The 16,967-nt window shown below is 66.9% G+C and carries 17 protein-coding genes; 8 read left to right on the forward strand and 9 right to left on the reverse strand.

All coding sequences use genetic code 11. The features are described 5' to 3' along the window. The first annotated feature begins 76 nt into the window (after nucleotides 1–76). The 7 genes from urtA to ASD71_RS27150 all read left to right on the forward strand — a co-directional run bounded on the left by urtA (nucleotide 77) and on the right by ASD71_RS27150 (nucleotide 7,084). A complete protein-coding gene (gene urtA / locus ASD71_RS27120; protein WP_056571831.1) occupies nucleotides 77–1,330 on the forward strand; it encodes an urea ABC transporter substrate-binding protein in 1,254 nt (417 codons plus the stop codon). Nucleotides 1,331–1,366: 36 nt separating this feature from the next. Continuing rightward, nucleotides 1,367–2,998: an urea ABC transporter permease subunit UrtB gene (urtB, locus tag ASD71_RS27125; RefSeq protein ID WP_056571834.1), complete on the forward strand. Its 1,632-nt coding sequence runs from the start codon at nucleotides 1,367–1,369 to the stop codon at nucleotides 2,996–2,998. Next, a complete protein-coding gene (gene urtC / locus ASD71_RS27130) occupies nucleotides 2,995–4,122 on the forward strand; it encodes an urea ABC transporter permease subunit UrtC (RefSeq protein ID WP_056571837.1) in 1,128 nt (375 codons plus the stop codon). Before urtB ends, urtC begins: the two co-directional genes overlap by 4 nt. Further along, entirely contained in the window at nucleotides 4,119–4,958 is an 840-nt protein-coding gene (gene urtD, locus ASD71_RS27135) for an urea ABC transporter ATP-binding protein UrtD (protein WP_056571840.1), read from the forward strand. Before urtC ends, urtD begins: the two co-directional genes overlap by 4 nt. A 2-nt stretch (nucleotides 4,959–4,960) precedes the next feature. Continuing rightward, entirely contained in the window at nucleotides 4,961–5,659 is a 699-nt protein-coding gene (gene urtE, locus ASD71_RS27140) for an urea ABC transporter ATP-binding subunit UrtE (protein WP_056571844.1), read from the forward strand. An 84-nt stretch (nucleotides 5,660–5,743) separates the two neighbouring features. Then, complete coding sequence (arsC, locus tag ASD71_RS27145; protein WP_056571847.1) at nucleotides 5,744–6,172, forward strand: arsenate reductase (glutaredoxin); 429 nt, start codon at nucleotides 5,744–5,746, stop codon at nucleotides 6,170–6,172. A gap of 306 nt (nucleotides 6,173–6,478) precedes the next feature. Beyond that, nucleotides 6,479–7,084, forward strand: a complete 606-nt coding sequence (locus tag ASD71_RS27150) for a phosphatase PAP2 family protein (protein WP_056571850.1) — start codon at nucleotides 6,479–6,481, stop codon at nucleotides 7,082–7,084. Between the two features lie 64 nt (nucleotides 7,085–7,148). On the opposite strand, the gene ASD71_RS27155 is transcribed toward ASD71_RS27150, so the two are convergent. From ASD71_RS27155 to ASD71_RS27165, 3 genes are all read right to left on the reverse strand, one after another. Then, entirely contained in the window at nucleotides 7,149–8,129 is a 981-nt protein-coding gene (locus ASD71_RS27155) for a tripartite tricarboxylate transporter substrate binding protein (RefSeq protein ID WP_056571853.1), read from the reverse strand. A gap of 305 nt (nucleotides 8,130–8,434) precedes the next feature. Then, nucleotides 8,435–9,520, reverse strand: coding sequence for a tartrate dehydrogenase (locus ASD71_RS27160; RefSeq protein WP_056571855.1), 1,086 nt, complete (start codon nucleotides 9,518–9,520; stop codon nucleotides 8,435–8,437). Nucleotides 9,521–9,603: 83 nt separating this feature from the next. Further along, nucleotides 9,604–10,164: a methylated-DNA--[protein]-cysteine S-methyltransferase gene (locus ASD71_RS27165; RefSeq protein ID WP_082579084.1), complete on the reverse strand. Its 561-nt coding sequence runs from the start codon at nucleotides 10,162–10,164 to the stop codon at nucleotides 9,604–9,606. Nucleotides 10,165–10,310: 146 nt separating this feature from the next. On the opposite strand from ASD71_RS27165, the gene ASD71_RS27170 reads away from it, so the two are divergent. Continuing rightward, on the forward strand, nucleotides 10,311–11,756 hold the full coding sequence (locus ASD71_RS27170) for an AlkA N-terminal domain-containing protein (RefSeq protein WP_056571858.1): 1,446 nt from the start codon (nucleotides 10,311–10,313) through the stop codon (nucleotides 11,754–11,756). 22 nt (nucleotides 11,757–11,778) lie between these two features. On the opposite strand, the gene ASD71_RS27175 is transcribed toward ASD71_RS27170, so the two are convergent. The 6 genes from ASD71_RS27175 to ASD71_RS27200 all read right to left on the reverse strand — a co-directional run bounded on the left by ASD71_RS27175 (nucleotide 11,779) and on the right by ASD71_RS27200 (nucleotide 16,942). Next, the gene (locus ASD71_RS27175) at nucleotides 11,779–12,684 is read right to left on the reverse strand and encodes a LysR family transcriptional regulator (protein ID WP_056571861.1); all 906 of its coding nucleotides are present in this window, start codon (nucleotides 12,682–12,684) and stop codon (nucleotides 11,779–11,781) included. Between the two features lie 18 nt (nucleotides 12,685–12,702). Then, complete coding sequence (locus ASD71_RS27180) at nucleotides 12,703–13,185, reverse strand: YajQ family cyclic di-GMP-binding protein (RefSeq protein ID WP_056571865.1); 483 nt, start codon at nucleotides 13,183–13,185, stop codon at nucleotides 12,703–12,705. Nucleotides 13,186–13,261: 76 nt separating this feature from the next. Next, the gene (locus tag ASD71_RS27185; protein WP_082579085.1) at nucleotides 13,262–14,047 is read right to left on the reverse strand and encodes a heme ABC transporter ATP-binding protein; all 786 of its coding nucleotides are present in this window, start codon (nucleotides 14,045–14,047) and stop codon (nucleotides 13,262–13,264) included. Continuing rightward, nucleotides 14,047–15,021 (reverse strand): FecCD family ABC transporter permease, encoded by a 975-nt coding sequence (locus tag ASD71_RS27190; protein WP_369819011.1) that lies wholly within the window; start codon nucleotides 15,019–15,021, stop codon nucleotides 14,047–14,049. Before ASD71_RS27190 ends, ASD71_RS27185 begins: the two co-directional genes overlap by 1 nt. A gap of 22 nt (nucleotides 15,022–15,043) precedes the next feature. Then, the gene (locus ASD71_RS27195; RefSeq protein WP_056571871.1) at nucleotides 15,044–15,874 is read right to left on the reverse strand and encodes a hemin ABC transporter substrate-binding protein; all 831 of its coding nucleotides are present in this window, start codon (nucleotides 15,872–15,874) and stop codon (nucleotides 15,044–15,046) included. Between the two features lie 21 nt (nucleotides 15,875–15,895). Next, nucleotides 15,896–16,942 (reverse strand): hemin-degrading factor, encoded by a 1,047-nt coding sequence (locus ASD71_RS27200; protein WP_056571874.1) that lies wholly within the window; start codon nucleotides 16,940–16,942, stop codon nucleotides 15,896–15,898. Between the last annotated feature and the right edge of the window lie 25 nt (nucleotides 16,943–16,967).

Here is a 16,967-nt window from a genome sequence, read left to right on the forward strand (position 1 = left end):
TTTGACTCCCTGTGCGACTGCTTTTTCAGAACGTTCTCTCGCCGGCCAGGCCGGCACCTTCCATCCAGGAGTCACCATGAAACGCAGACTAGCCCTTAAGCAACTGACCGCCGCGAGCCTCTTGGCCATGACCGGATGGATGCCGCAGGTCCACGCCGCCGAGGACACCATCAAGGTCGGCATCCTGCATTCGCTGTCGGGCACGATGGCCATCTCGGAAACGTCACTCAAGGACGTGGCCCTGATGACCATCGAAGAGATCAACGCCAACGGCGGCGTGATGGGCAAGAAGCTCGAGGCCGTGATCGTCGACCCCGCGTCGAACTGGCCGCTGTTTGCCGAGAAGTCGCGCCAGCTCCTGTCGCAGGACAAGGTGGCCGTGGTCTTCGGCTGCTGGACGTCGGTGTCGCGCAAGTCGGTGCTGCCGGTGTTCAAGGAGCTGAACGGTCTGCTGTTCTACCCCGTGCAGTACGAAGGCGAAGAGCTGGAGAAGAACGTGTTCTACACGGGCGCGGCGCCCAACCAGCAAGCCATTCCCGCCGTGGAATACCTGATGAGCGAAGACGGCGGCGGCGCCAAGCGCTTCGTGCTGCTGGGCACGGATTACGTCTACCCCCGCACCACCAACAAGATCCTGCGCGCCTTCCTGCATTCCAAGGGCGTGAAGGACAGCGACATCGACGAGGTCTACACCCCGTTCGGCCACTCCGACTACCAGACCATCGTCGCGAACATCAAGAAGTTCGCCACCGGCGGCAAGACGGCCGTGATCTCGACCATCAACGGCGACTCGAACGTGCCCTTCTACAAGGAGCTCGGCAACGCGGGCCTGAAGGCCACCGACGTGCCGGTTGTGGCGTTCAGCGTGGGCGAAGAGGAACTGCGCGGCGTGGACACCAAGCCGCTGGTCGGCCACCTGGCCGCGTGGAATTACTTCCAGTCCGTCAAGAACCCCGTCAACGACGCGTTCATCGCAAAGTGGAAGGCCTACGCCAAGGCCAAGAACCTGCCCAACGCCAACACGGTCGTGACGAACGATCCGATGGAAGCCACCTACATCGGCATCCATATGTGGAAGCAGGCCGTTGAACAGGCCAAGACCACCGACGTGGACAAGGTCATCGCCGCGATGGGCGGGCAGAAGTTCAACGCGCCGGACGGCTACACGATCGAGATGGACAAGACCAACCACCACCTGCACAAGCCCGTCTACATCGGCGAGATCAAGGCGGACGGCCAGTTCAGCGTGGTGTGGAAGAGCAAGGGTCCGATCCGCGCCCAGCCCTGGAGTCCGTACATCCCGGGCAACGAAGGCAAGCAAGGTCTCTAGTCCCCAGTCTCAACCCGCCCCAAGGAAAAGGCAGCCATGCGCATCGCGGCAATCGCACACTTCTTGCGTCGTTTCCTCCTGGCATGGCTGATCGCCGTGCCGGCGCTGGCCGCTCCCGCGGCCGCCGCCGGCGTGGACCAGGCCCTGCTTGCGCCGCTGGCCGGCGACGACACCGACGCCAGGCTGCAAGCGATTGCCGCGCTGGGCCAACTGCCGGACCCCGGCGCCGCAGCGGTACTGCAGGCGCTGGGCAACGACCAGCTCTACGCCACCGCCGACGGCCGCGTGCTGATCGGCACCGGCGGGCCGCGCGCCACCGATCCGACCACCGGGGCTGTGGTGGACCTGCCCGCCGGCGCGGGCACCATCTCCATCAACAACCGCCTGCGCCGCGCCATCGAGGCCGCGCTGGCGGGTTCCCGCCTGTTTTCCGACAACGCCAACGAGCGCCTCGCCGCGGCCCGGCGGCTGCAGCAGACCGGCGACCCCGCGCGCCTGCCCATGCTCGACAAGGCGCTGGCGGCGGAAAAGAACGAGGCCGTGCGCGGCGCGCTGCTGATCGCGCAGGCCAATCTGGAACTGAAAAGCGAAGACGCCGCCAAGCGCCGCCACGCGGTGCAGGTGCTGGGCGACACGAAGAATGCTGCCTTCCGGCCGACGCTGGCGGCGCTGACGCAGGAGCGCGACGGCGCCTACGCGGAAACTGATGCCGGCGTGCGCGAGGCGGCCGCCAACGCAGTGAAGCAGATCGACCGGCACCTGGCCACGATCGAATGGGCCGGCAATCTCTTCTACGGCGTCAGCCTGGGCAGCGTGCTGCTGCTGGCCGCGCTGGGCCTTGCGATCACCTTCGGCCTGATGGGCGTCATCAACATGGCGCACGGCGAGCTGCTGATGATCGGCGCCTACGTTACATACGTGGTGCAGACCGTGTTCCGCGCCTGGCTACCGGGATGGCTGGACTGGTATGTCGTGGCCGCGCTGCCGCTTGCCTTCGTGGTGACGGCGCTGGTGGGCATGGCGCTGGAACGCACGGTAATCCGCTGGCTATATGGCCGCCCGCTTGAAACGCTGCTGGCCACCTGGGGCATCAGCCTGATGCTGATGCAGGGCGTGCGGTCGCTGTTCGGCGCGCAGAACGTGGAGGTCGGCAACCCCAGCTGGATGTCGGGCGGCGTGACCGTGCTGGGCGGGCTGGTGCTGACGTACAACCGGCTCGTCATCATCGGCTTTGCCTTCTTTGTGGTGTTTCTGGTGTGGGCCCTGCTGAACCACACGCGGCTTGGCCTCTTCGTGCGCGCCATCACGCAGAACCGGCGCATGGCCGATTGCGTGGGCGTGCCCACCGGCCGCGTCGACATGCTGGCCTTCGGCCTGGGCTCCGGCATCGCCGGGCTGGCGGGCGTGGCGCTGTCCCAACTGGGCAACGTGGGACCGGATCTGGGCCGCGGCTACATCGTCGACTCGTTCATGGTGGTAGTGCTGGGCGGCGTGGGCCAGCTTGCCGGCACCGTCATCGCCGCACTGGGCCTGGGCGGCGTGAATAAATTCCTGGAGCCTTACGCGGGAGCTGTCATGGCCAAGATCACCATCCTGGTGCTCATCGTGCTGTTTGTCCAAAAGCGGCCGCAAGGCCTGTTCGCCCCCAAGGGCCGGAGCGTCGAATGAAACAGAACGCGCTGACCGACCTCACCCTGCTGGCGCGCCGCCCGATCTTCTCGGGCCGGGTGTGGGCCGCGCTGGCCGCGGGCGTCGTCCTGCTGGCCCTTCTGCCGCTGATGAACCTGTGGTTCCCGCCCGGCCATGCGCTGCATGTGTCCGCCTATGCCGTGGCGTTGCTGGGCAAGTTCATGTGCTACGCCATGGCGGCGCTGGCGCTGGATCTCGTGTGGGGCTACGCGGGCATCCTGTCGCTGGGCCACGGCCTGTTCTTTGCGCTGGGCGGCTACGCGCACGGCATGTATCTGATGCGCGCCATCGGCCGCGACGGCGTCTACCAAAGCGACCTGCCGGACTTCATGGTGTTTTTGGACTGGAAGACCTACCCCTGGTACTGGTCCTTCACGGAACACTTCTGGTACGCGATGCTGCTGGTGGTGCTGGTGCCCGGCGTGCTGGCCTTCGTCTTCGGCTACTTTGCCTTCCGCTCGCGCATCAAGGGCGTGTACTTCTCGATCATCACGCAGGCGCTGACCTTTGCCGCGATGCTGCTGTTCTTTCGCAACGACACGGGCTTTGGCGGCAACAACGGTTTTACCGACTTCAAGCGCATCCTGGGCTTTGACATCACCGCGCCGGGCACACGCGCCACGCTGTACTGGGTGACGCTCGCGGCGCTGGCCGGCGCGCTGATCGTGGCGCGCATGGTTACGCAAAGCAAGCTGGGCCGTGTGCTGACCGCCGTGCGCGACGCCGAAAGCCGCGTGCGCTTCATCGGCTACGACCCGCTGGGCTTCAAGCTGTTCGTGTGGACGCTGTCGGCCTTGCTTTGCGGCATCGCCGGCGCGCTGTACGTGCCGCAGGTCGGCATCATCAATCCCGGCGAGATGTCCACCGAAAACTCCATCGAGATGGTCATCTGGGTGGCGACCGGCGGGCGCGGCACGCTGATCGGTCCCATCATCGGCGCGGGCGCCGTCAACGGGCTGAAGACCTGGTTCACCAGCGTGCTGCCGGAATACTGGCTATATGCGCTGGGCCTCATCTTCGTGCTGGTGACCCTGTTCCTGCCAACCGGCATCGTCGGTCTTGCCCGCCGCATCGCGGCCCGCATCCAGGAGAAGAAGGCATGACCACCACGCACACCGAATCGGCAACGCTGGACGGCGGCCCGAGCGGCGACGCCGGCTATGGCCGCGTCAGCCCCAAGGGCCTGGACACCAGCCACGGCGCCATCCTGTACCTGGAAGGCATCACGGTCAGCTTCGACGGCTTCAAGGCGCTGAACGACCTGACGCTGGACATCGGCGTGGGCGAACTGCGCTGCATCATCGGGCCGAACGGTGCGGGCAAGACCACGATGATGGACGTTATCACCGGCAAGACGCGGCCCACGGCGGGCACGGCCTACTTCGGCCAGAGCATCGACCTGACGACGCTGAGCGAGGCGCAGATTGCGCACGCGGGTATCGGCCGCAAGTTCCAGCGCCCCACGGTGTTCGAGCAGCACACGGTGTTCGAGAACCTGGAGCTGGCGATGAAGACGGACAAGCGCGTCCGCCCCACCCTGTTCTCGCGGCTGTCCGGCGAACAGGCCGACCGGATCGGCGAGACGCTCGACCTGATCCGGCTGCGGCCCGAGGTCTGGCGGCCCGCTGGCCTCTTGTCTCACGGTCAGAAGCAGTGGCTGGAGATCGGCATGCTGCTGATGCAGGAGCCGCAGTTGCTGCTGCTGGACGAACCCGTGGCCGGCATGACCGACGCCGAGACCGAACGCACCGGCGAACTCTTGAACGAATTGCGTGGCCGGCATTCCCTGATGGTGGTGGAACACGACATGGACTTCGTGAACCAGATCGCGGGCGATGGCAAGGTGACGGTGCTGCACGAGGGGTCGGTGCTGGCCGAAGGCCCGATGAGCCGCGTGCAGGCCGACCCGCGCGTGATCGAAGTCTATCTGGGGCGCTGAACATGCTGGACGTAAGCACGATCGACCAATACTACGGCGGCAGCCACACCCTGCGCGGCGTGTCGCTGTCGGTGCGGCAAGGCGAGTGCCTGGCGCTCTTGGGCCGCAATGGCGTGGGCAAGACCACCCTGCTCAAGTGCGTCATGGGCGTGCTGCCCGTGGCGCGCGGCGGTATCGCCTTCGACGGCGCCGACATCACCCGCCTCGCGCCGCACCAGCGCGCCGCGCGCGGCATGGCCTATGTGCCGCAAGGCCGCGACATCTTCGCGCGGCTGACGGTCGAAGAAAACATCCTGATGGGCATGGCGACCAAGCCCGCGGCCCGCGCACGCCGCATCAAGGAGGAAGTCTTCGAGCTGTTCCCGGTGCTGAAAAGCATGCTGTCGCGGCGCGGCGGCGATCTATCGGGGGGGCAACAGCAGCAGTTGGCCATCGCGCGGGCGCTGGTGGCCGAACCCAAGCTCATCATCCTGGACGAGCCCACCGAAGGCATCCAGCCGTCCATCATCAAGGACATCGCGCGGGTTATCCACATGCTGCGCCAGCGCGGCGACATCGCGATCCTGTTGTGCGAACAGTATTTCGATTTCGCGCGCGAACTCGCGGATCAGTTCGTGGTGCTGTCGCGCGGTGAAGTGGTGGCAAGCGGCGGGCGCGATGCCATAGACGGCGAGGACGTGCGGCGTCATCTGTCGGTGTGATGCTTGGCGCCGGGCCACGGTACGGCGCCGCGAATGGACTATGCTCCGGTTTTGCATTGCGCCAAACCCAAAACAGGAGCCCTCTTGTCCGACGTCACCATCTATCACAACCCCAAATGCGGCACCTCCCGCAACACGCTGGGCCTGATCCGCAATGCCGGCATCGAGCCGCAGGTCGTGCTGTACGTGGAAACGCCGCCTTCGCGCGACACGCTCAAGGCGCTGTTCAAGCAGGCTGGCATCAGCGTGCGTGACGCGCTGCGCGAAAAGGGCACGCCCTATGCGGAACTCGGCCTGGACGACACGTCGCTGTCGGATGACGCGCTGCTGGATGCGATCGAACAGCATCCGATCCTTCTGAACCGCCCCTTTGTGTCGACGCCGCTGGGCGCGAAGCTGTGCCGGCCGTGTGAGCTGGTGCTGGACATCCTTCCGTCGCCGCAGAAGGGTGCCTTCTCGAAGGAAAGTGGCGAGCCGGTTATCGACGCGCAAGGCAATCGCATCCAGAAGTAGACGCGGGCGCGCAACTCAGACTTGGCAACGACGAAGGGGCAGCGATTCTTTACGCTGCGCTATTGAAATTCCAACCGGCCGACCACTCTATAGCCATGATCCTGGCCCGCAAAACAGGGGCTAACGTCGCCGCATTTGTGGGCAACGGAATCGGAATTCACGGTCTTTGGTGAAGTTTTGGCGAATCGCCCATATCGCATACAAAAAAGCCCATTCGGAAGGCCAATTCGCCGCCTCTGCAAGGAAACTGAAGGGAAGTCGAACTACCATCGCAGCAAGCAAGTTATTACAGCGCGATGACGTGTCATGAATTCCCTGGAAGCCCTCAACCAGTCCCTATTTCTACTGATCAACGCCGCCCCCGCCACGCCGGTCTGGCAGATCCACGCCGCCATGCTGGTGGCGAACAAGCTCATCCTGCTGGTGCCCGGCGTCATGGCCATCGTATGGCTATGGGGCAAGGAAGCCCAGCGCAGCCTGATGCTCAAGGCGTTGGCCAGCATTACCGTGGCGCTGGGCGTCAGTTATCTGTGCGGCGTGCTGTGGCCGCATCCGCGGCCCTTCGTCGCCGGTCTGGGGCACGCGTTTTTCACGCACAAGGCCACCTCGTCCTTTCCCAGCAATCACACGATCATCATCGCGACCTTCGCCTTTGCGCTGATCCTGGACCGGCGCTGGGCCGGATGGGGCTGGCTGGCGCTGGCGGGCGCCGTGCTCGTGGGAACGTCGCGCGTCTATCTGGGCGTGCATTTTCCGCTGGATATCGCGGGCGGGTTGCTGCTGGCGCCTGTTGCCGCCGCCGTTACGATTCCCGTCTGGCGCCGTGCGGGCGCACCGTTGACCGCCGTGACGCAGGGCTTGTATCGCAAGGTGCTGGCCCTGCCGATTGCGCGAGGATGGATTCGGGCGTGACGGCGGACGCGACGCCCGGGGCGGCAGCGGCCGCGAAGGCCGTGCCCTTCCCCGCCTTGCCGCCTCAATTCACCGCGACCTTCGCTTCCTTGACCAGCTTCGCGTAATTCGCGGTATCCGCGCCGATGCGCGCCTTCATCTCCGCGGGCGTATCGCCGATCGGCACCGCGCCGATCTCGGCCATGCGGCGCGTGAAGTCCGGCGAACGGATGATCTTCACCATCTCGGCATTCAGCCGGTCGACCACCTCCTTGGGCGCCGCCGCCGGCGCCAGCACGCCGAACCACGTGCCCATGTTGAAGGGCTTCAGGCCGGCCTCTTCCATCGTCGGCACGTCCGGCAGCGCGGCCGAGCGCTGGTTGGTGGTGACGGCCAGCGCGCGCAGCTTGCCGCTCTGGATGTGTGCGAGCACCGGCGTGATGGTGTCGAACGACATGTCGATCTGACCGCCCAGCAGATCGGTGGTCAACGGTCCGCTGCCCTTGTACGGCACATGCAGCAACTGCACATGGCCCGCGCGTTCGAACTGCGCGCCGATCAGGTGCTGCCCCGTGCCCATGCCGTTGGAGCCGTAGGTCAGCTTGCCGGGCGAAGCCTGCGCCAGTTTCAACAGCGACGCCACGTCCTTGGCTTGCACCTTCGGATTGACGACCAGCACGTTGGGCACCAGCGCCACCGTGGTGACCGGCGCGAAGTCCTTCTGGAAGTCGTAGTGCAGGCTTTTGTAGACGCTGGTGGCGATGGTGTGATGAACCGCGCCCATCAGTAGCGTGTAGCCGTCGGGCGCGGCCTTGGCGACATAATCCGCGCCCAGCGTCGAACCGGCGCCGGGCTTGTTCTCGACCACTACCGGTTGGCCCAGGCTCTTGGCCAATTCCTGTCCCAGCGCACGCGCCAGCACATCCGTCGTGCCGCCAGCCGGAAACGGCACGATCAGGTTCACAGGACGCGCGGGATAGGACTGCGCCTGCGCGCCGCCCGCGAACGAAACGCCGATCAGGCAGGCGAACGCCAAGGCGCGCGCGGTCATCGCTTTCTTATGCATGATTTGTCTCCTGACTACGAATGAACTTCGCTTGTTGTTGTGATGCCGGGCGCAGGCGTCGGATCTGAAGTCCTCGTACCTGCGCCGGGGGGCTGCCAATGTCGTATCTCCAGGTGTCTGACACCCGTTGAAACACTGCGCCAAGCCGACCATTTTCTCAATAGGGTGTCAGACACCTACGCATGCGTTGAAACACTCATCGCCAGGTGTCTGACACCCGCTGAAGCACTGCGCCAAGCCGACCATCCTCTCCCCAGGGTGTCAGACACCGACATCGGTGCACGGTGTCTGCGCCCGGAATCCCGCTACGCCGCCTTCGCCTGCGCCGATTCCGCCAGCTTCGCGCAGACCGCCTTGGTCACCTGCTCGGTCGTGGCGCGGCCACCCAGGTCTCCGGTGTGCAGCGCGGGATCGGCGGTGACGCTTTCGATGGCCTGCATCAGCCGTGCTGCCGCTTCGGTTTCGCCCAGGTGCTCAAGCAGCATCACCACCGACCAGAACGTCCCGACCGGATTGGCGAGTCCCTTGCCCATGATGTCGAAGGCGGAGCCGTGAATGGGTTCGAACATGGACGGATAGCGGCGTTCGGGGTCGATGTTGCCGGTCGGCGCGATGCCCAGGCTGCCCGCCAGCGCGGCCGCCAGGTCGCTCAGGATGTCCGCATGCAGGTTGGTGGCAACGATGGTGTCCAAGGTCGCGGGCCGGTTGACCATGCGGGCGGTGGCGGCGTCGACCAGTTCCTTGTCCCAGGTCACATCGGGGAATTCGCGGCTGACCTGCACGGCGATTTCATCCCACATCACCATGGCATGGCGCTGCGCGTTGGACTTGGTGACGACCGTCAGCAGCTTGCGTGGCCGCGACTGCGCCAACTTGAATGCGAAGCGCAGGATGCGCTCGACGCCGGCGCGCGTCATGATCGACACGTCGGTCGCGGCCTCGATGGGATGGCCTTGATGCACGCGGCCGCCGACGCCCGAGTACTCGCCTTCGGAGTTCTCGCGCACGATCACCCAATTCAGTTGCTCGGGCGTGCAGCGCTTGAGCGGCGCGTCGATGCCCGGCAGGATGCGCGTGGGACGCACGTTGGCGTACTGGTCGAAACCCTGGCAGATCTTCAGGCGCAGGCCCCACAAGGTGATGTGGTCGGCGATGTCGGGATCGCCGGCCGAGCCGAACAGGATCGCGTCCTTGTCGCGCAGCGCGTCCAGCCCGTCGGACGGCATCATGACGCCATGCTTGCGGTAGTAGTCGCCGCCCCAGTCGAAATCTTCAAATTCGAACCGCAGACCGCCCTGGGCCGCGAGTTCCTGCATGACGCGCTGGCCGGCGGGAATCACTTCCTTGCCGATGCCGTCGCCGGGAATGGTTGCAATACGATAGGTCTTCATGGTGCCAGCGCTCCGTGCGGATGAGTCTGCTGGCACTGTACCGAGCGCGGCGCGCAGCGCACGCGCCCAAATTCACAACATTTTCAACCTGCAGTTGAAAGTGCGGAATGGGTCGGCGGCTGCGCGCTGCGCCAGCCGGCCTCGTGCGCCAGCAGCCAGCGCTTGCGGTGCAGACCGCCGCCGTAGCCCGTCAGCGCGGCGTTGGCGCCGATCACGCGATGGCAGGGGATGACGATGCCCACGGGATTGGCGCCATTGGCCAGCCCGACCGCGCGCACGGCAGTCGGCCGGGAAATCCGCGCCGCAAGCGTGCCGTAGCTGACGGTGCAGCCGCCGTCGATGCCGCGCAGCGCGTGCCAGACCTGCTGCTGGAATGGCGTGCCGCCGAAGGCGACCGGAAGATCCGTGATGGCGTCCACGTCGCCGTCGAAATACGCTTGCAGCGCGCGGCTTGCCTGCGAGGGCTGCGAAGCGTCCTGCAGTTGCACCACGCCCCGGCCATACTGCCGCTGCAACAGCAGGTGCATGCGGGGTTCGTAGTCTTCCCAGTCCACGGCGCGCAGGCGGTCCTGCGCATCCGTCAGCACGAGCATCCGGCCGATGGGCGTGGGCACGCGTTCCAGCAAAAAAGTGTGTACCGGCATGATGTCGCTCCGGATAGGTGTGCAAGCCGCCAATATAGACCCGCCGCCGGACCGGGCGCTGGCGGTTTTCGGACAGCAGTGTGACATTCACAACCCTGTCCGAAAACCGCTAGATCTTGCCCGCCGGAGGGCGGTAGCATCGCTTCATGAACCTGAACCACGATGCCTGCTACAGCGCCATCCAGGTGCGCGACGCCCGTTACGACGGCCGCTTCTTCACGGCCGTCAAGACCACCCGCATCTATTGCCGCCCGGTCTGTCCGGCGCGCACGCCCCTGTCGAAAAACGTCACGTTCTTCACGACGGCTGCGGCCGCGCAGGAAGCCGGTTTCCACCCTTGTCTGCGCTGCCGGCCGGAAACCGCACCGGAGGTCGGCCCTGGCCATGAGTTGCCGGCCAGCGTGGCGCGCGCGTTGCAGCGCATCGAGCTGGGCGCGCTGGACGAGGCAGGTGTCGATGCGCTGGCGCAGCGCCTGGGCGTCGGCGAGCGGCAGTTGCGCCGCCAGTTCCGTCAGCACCTGGGCGCCTCGCCCGTCGCGTTTGCGCAGACGCGGCGCGTGCTGCTGGCCAAGCAGCTCATCCATGAAACGCAGTTGCCCATGGCCGAGATCGCGTTTGCCGCGGGTTTCGGCAGCATCCGCCGGTTCAACGAGGTGTTTCTGGACCTGTTCGGCCGGGCGCCCGGCGAACTACGGCGTTCAGGCAAGCCGGAGGTGCCGGCGGGCCAAGATGGGGAAATCAAACTGCTCCTGCGCTACCGCCCGCCCTACGACTGGGACGCCATGCTGGCCTTCCTGCGGCTGCGCGCCATCCCCGGCGTCGAGTCTGTGATTGGCGACACCTATGCGCGCACCGTCAGCCTGGACGGCGTGCAGGGCACGGTCACGGTCCGGCCGGGCGCGGGCGACGCGCTTCAAGTGACGGTGCGCTTTCCTCGCCTGCAGTCGCTGCCGGCGATCATCGCGCGTTTACGCCGCGTGTTCGATCTGGCCAGCGACCCGGCGGCAATCGCGGCGCAGTTTGCGGCGGATCCGATCATGACGGCGTTGATGCAGGCGCGGCCGGGGCTGCGCGTGCCGGGCGCGTGGGACGGGTTTGAACTGGCCATGCGGGCGGTGCTGGGACAGCAGATCACGGTGGCCGCGGCCATCCGGCTGGCCGGCAAGCTGGTCGCGGCGCATGGCAAGCCGCTGGCGCAGCCGGACGGCGCGCTGACGCACGTGTTCCCCGAGCCGGAGGCGGTGGCCGCCGCCCAACTGGCCTCGCTGGGCATGCCGCGCAGCCGCGCCGCGACGCTGTCCGCTGTGGCTGCGGCAGCCGTCGCGGACCCGCATCTCTTTGACGCCGCCGCCGATCTGGAAGACGCCGTGCGGCGGCTGCGCACGATACGGGGCGTGGGGGAATGGACGGCGCAATACATAGCGCTGCGTCAGTTGCGCGAGCCGGATGCGTTTCCGCATGCGGATATCGGCCTGATCCGCGCGCTGGAAAAACTGGAGTCGCGGCCCTACACGCCCGCACAGCTTCTGGCGCGGTCCGAGGCCTGGCGGCCGTGGCGCGCCTACGCGGCGCAGCACCTGTGGACGTCGTGAGCGCGGCCGGTCAGCGGCCTCGTCACCACCGCCCTTCCGACCCCTCGCCAAAGTACGCCACCAGGAAGTCCACAAACACCCGCACCTTGGCGGACAGGTGGTGCCGTTCGGGAAAGACGGCGTAGATGTCCGCCTGCGGCAACGCGTAGTCCTCTAGCACCTGCACCAGCCGGCCGCTGCGCAGGTAACGTGCCAGGTCCCATTCCGCGCGCTGCAGAATGCCCAGGCCGGCCAGTCCCCAGGTCAGCGTGACCTCCCCATCATTGCTGCTGAGGTTGCCGCGCACTTTCACGGTTTCGCTGCGCCGGCCCTTGGTGAACCGCCACAGGCCATAGGCGGCCTCGTTCTGGCGCAGCACGATGCACTGGTGCCGCGCCAGGTCGTGCGGCGTGGCCGGCGTGCCATGCTTTTTCAGGTAGCCGGGCGACGCGCAGACCAGGCGCCGGTTGGGCGCGATCTTGCGGGCGATGAGACTCGTGTCCGGCAAATCACCAAAGCGCACGGCGACGTCGAAGGCCTCGCGCACGAAGTCGGCCGGCCGGTCGGTCAGCTGCAATTGCAGCGAGACCTCGGGATACTGCTGCGCGAACTCCGCGATGGCGGGCGCGATGTAGCTGCGGCCGAATCCCAGCGGCGCATTGACCTTGAGCAGGCCGCGCGGGGCCGCCTGACGGCTGGCGATGAGCGCGTCCAGATCGTCGATTTCGCCCAGGATGCGCCGGGCGTTCTCAAGATAGACCTCGCCCTCGGCGGTGAGGCTCAGGCGCCGGGTACTGCGGTTAAAGAGCCGCACGCCAAGACGCGCCTCGATCTGCGCCAGCCGCTTGCTGACGGCGGCGGGCGTGACGTCAAGCTCACGCGCCGCGGCCGACATGCCGCCCGCGCGCGCAAGTTCAACGACAAGGAGCAGTTCGCTGGAATGCCCCATCTGTGCGGCTCGCGCGGCTTAGTCGCGGAAGTTTTCGAACTGCAGCGGCAGCTCGACGTCGGTCTTTTTCAGCAGCGCGATGGCGGTTTGCAGATCGTCGCGCTTCTTGCCTGAGATGCGCAGCTTGTCACCGTTGATCTGCGATTCGACCTTGAGCTTGGCGTTCTTGATGGCGGCGATGAGCTTCTTGGCCACGGGCTGTTCGATGCCCTGCTTGATGGTGACCTTCTGGCGCGCGCCGCCCAGGTTTTCGAGCGGGTCGGCCACGTCCAGGCAGCGCACGTCGATACCGCGGGCCGACAGGCGGCCGCGCAAAATGTCCAGCATCTGCTTGAGCTGGAACGCGCTGGAAGCGACCTGGGTCACGACATAGCCCTCGAGTTCGAACTTGGCTTCGGTGCCCTTGAAGTCGAAGCGCGTGGACAGCTCGCGGTTGGCTTGGTCGACGGCGTTGGTCAGTTCGTGTTTGTCGACTTCGGAGACGACGTCAAAAGTAGGCATGACACGGGATCCTGTAAAAATTGGCGAAAAATGCAATGCCCGCCATTTTACCGGCCCCGCGCCCGGCGTCACGCCGTCATGTGGTGACGACCAGCAGTCGCTCCGGCTGCAGCGGGTGCGGCATGACGTAGGCGTCGATGCCATAGGCCAGGAACAGGTTCTTCGGCGTCAGCACCTCTGCCGGCGTGCCGGCCGCAATGCCGCGGCCGCCGCACAAGAGGAGCAAGCGGTCGCACCAGCGCGCCGCCAGGTTCATGTCGTGCAGGATCACCAGTACCCCCGTATCGCCGTCGTGGGCCAGGCCCGCCGCGACGCGCAAGAGGTCGCCCTGATGCTTGGGATCCAGGCTGGCGGTGGGCTCATCCAGCAGCAGATAGCGCGGTTCCCCCTGCGTGCGCGCGGCCTTGCACTGCACCAGCACCCGTGCGAACTGCACGCGCTGCTGCTCGCCGCCGGACAGCTCGGGATAGCGGCGCGCATTCAGATGCAACACGTCGGCCCAGCCCAGCGCCTGATCCACCAGCGCGTCCACCTGCGCGGGCGACAGTTCCGGAAACGGGTACGCCCCCATCGCCACCACGTCGCGCACGTCCAGATCGAAACTGAGTCCGGGCTTTTGCGGCAGCACGGCGCGCAGGCGGGCCTGCTGGCGGTGCGCCAGTTGCTGCACGTCGGCATCGCCTAGACGGACCGTGCCGGCATCGGGCGTCAGTTCGGCGGACATCGCGCCCAGCAGCGTCGACTTGCCCGCCCCATTGGCGCCCAACAGGCCCACCACCTCGCCGGGCCGCACCGCCAGCGACACCTTGTCCAGGATGCGGTTGCCCCCGCGCGTCAAAACGAGATCGTCGGCTGCAAGCATCAACCGTGCCTCCGGCCGCGCGCCAGCAGCCACAAGAAAAAGGGTCCGCCCACCAGGCTGGTCACCAGCCCGATCGGCAGCTCGGCCGGCACGACGGCGACACGCGCCAGCCAGTCGGCCAGCGTCAGCGCCAACGCGCCGCCCAGCACGCAGGCGGGCAGCAGCCAGCGGTGGTTCGCGCCGAGCGTCATGCGCACCAGATGCGGCACCACCAGGCCGACAAAGCCGATGCCGCCGGTAGCGGCGACCAGTGGTCCGACGATCAGTGCGCACGCCAGCACGAGCTGCGCGCGCACGCGCTTGAGCGCGTAGCCCAGGTGCTGCGCTTCGCGCTCGCCTAGCAGCAAGGCATTCATGACGCGCCACTGGCGCATCAGCCACCACGACATCAGCAGCACCCACGGCCCCAGGAACGCCAGCAGTGTCCAGTTGGCGCCTGCCAGGCTGCCCATCGTCCAGAAAGTGAGATCACGCAATTGCGCATCATTGGCCACGAATGTGAACAGACCAATCATGGCGCCCGCCACCGCGTTGATGGCAATGCCCGCGAGCAGCAGTCCCGCCATACCGGGCACGCGCCGCCCCAGCGTGTACGCGCAAAAAGTGGCAAGCAGGCTGCCCGCGAAGGCGGCCGGCGCCAGCACCCAGAAACCGCCCGAGGTCAGCACGATGGCGGCCACCGCGCCCAGCGAGCCGCCCGCCGAAATGCCGATGAGGCCGGGCTCGGCCAGCGGATTGCGAAACAGCGCCTGCATCGCCGCGCCCGTGATGGCCAGCGCGGCGCCCGCCACCATCGCAAACAGCACCCGAGGCAGCCGGATGTCGATCAGCACGTTGCGCCACAGCGCATCTGACGCGGCGGGGTCGCCGAACAGCAGCCCGGGCATGTCGCGCAGCGGAATCTGCACCGCGCCGCTGCTGCTGGCGGCCAGCGCCACCCCCACCAGCGCGGCGCCCAAAACTGCCAGCGCCAGCGGCGCGGAGACGCGCTTTGCGCTAGCGCCCCATGACACCGGCCGCCTCCCGCTTGAGTTCGGTCAGCGCCAACGGCAGGCGCGGGCCCATGCCCAAGAGGAGCAGGTCATCCATGACGATGACGCGCTTGCGCGCGGCGGCGGGCGTGGACGCCAGTCCAGGAAGCGCCAGCAGCTTGTCCACGCCGCCGGACGCTTCCAGCGAAGTGCGCGTCACCACGATGAGGTCCGGTGCCAGCGCGCTGACCGCTTCGGCCGAGAGCGGCTTGTAGCCCTGCTGGTCCTTGAGCACGTTCGCCAGACCCGCCATCGTCATGACTTCGTTGGCCGCCGTGCCGCTACCCGCGCCTTGCAGCGTGCCGGTGCGGTTCATTACCAGAATGGCGCGCGCGCCGGTGACCGGAATCGCCTCGACCGCCTTCAGGTCGCGGGTGATCTCGGTCACCAGGGTTTCGCCCGCCGGGGCCACGTCCAGCGCCTCGGCGATGTTGCGGATGCGCGCCTTCAGCGAATCCACCGACGGCGCGTCCGGCACGGTGACGATGCGCACGCCGACGTCACCCAGGCGCTTGAGCGCGTCGGGCGGACCGGCCTGCTCGGACGCCAGCACCAGATCGGGCTTGAGCGCCAGCACGCCCTCCACCGGCACCGCACGGTAATAGCCGACGCGCGGCAGCTTGGTCGCGGCCTCCGGGTACAGGCTGGAGAGATCGTCTCCCACCAGCTTGCCGCCCTGCCCGAGCTGATACACGATCTCGGTCACGCTGCCGCCCAGCGTCACCACCAGTTCGGGCGGGCCCGCCTGTGCGCCAGCTGCCAGGAACCATGCCGCCACTGCCAACCATTTCTTCATCGCTTTCGTTTCCTTATGCGCTCAAGCGGCCAGCGGCGCGCTGCACAGGCCGACCATCAGGTCGCGCCATTGCGGGATTTCCCGCTGACCGGGTTTGCGTTCACCGAAGAACTGCACGATCAGATCGCCCGTGCTGGCGTACACCTCCAGCGAGGTGACCCAACCGTCGGTCGTCGGCTTGTTGACCACCCATGCCGACGCGATGGCCGTGGTGTTCAGGTGCAGGTTGAACTTGGGATCCAGCACGTTGAACCACGGGCCCGTGCGGCGCAGCGACTGCACCGGACCGGAGTGAATCTGGATCATGCCGCGGTTGCCCACGAAGCACATGATGCGCAGGCCCGATTCCGACGCCGCCTGCAGCATGCGCTCGACCGCGTCGGCGGGCACCGGCTGCGCCAGATCTTCGCCGGCCGCCGTCAGGGCCGCCAGACGCGACACCTTGAACTTGCGCAGCAGCGGGAAGAATTCGTGCGTGTCCTTCATGCCCAGCCACGCTTCGCGCCAGGCGGAAGCGTCCTCGACCTGTTCGGCGTCGGCGGACGGCGCATAGGCTTCGGCCACCGGCCACTGCGACTCGCCCGCAAACCGCGCGACCAGCGCGTCCCACGCGGCGGCATCCGTGCCGTCGGTGCGGTAGACCTTGTGCACCGCCACGCCCGCGCCGTCGAAGAACTGCAGGCTTTGGCGGCCATCCTGCTCAACCGCCCAGGCCGACTTCCACGCGGTGAAGAACACGCGCAGGTCGATGTCCGGTCCCAGCACCAGGCCTACCGGACCGTCGGCCTGGATGTCCTCATACATGCCGTGACGCTCGTGCACACACCAGTCGTTGCGCGTGAGCGCCATCACTTCACCCAGCGTGCCCAGTTCGCGGAAGATCTCCTGCGGCGTGCCATGCAGCGCCGTCGCCTTCACGCCGCCACAGCCCGCGGCCACCCACTCGGCCTCGGACACGCCCAGCGCTTCCGCAAGGTTGCGGGCGCGCAGCCCGGGTTGCGACGCCGCCAGCGTTTCGTTGCGGGCGCGCAATTGCTCAGCGCGGGTCGAGAAATCGGTATTCGTCATCGTAGGCCCTCCGGCCGGTGCAAAA

The sequence above is a fragment of the Achromobacter sp. Root565 genome (assembly GCF_001427425.1).
Lineage (GTDB): Bacteria > Pseudomonadota > Gammaproteobacteria > Burkholderiales > Burkholderiaceae_B > Achromobacter > Achromobacter spanius_D.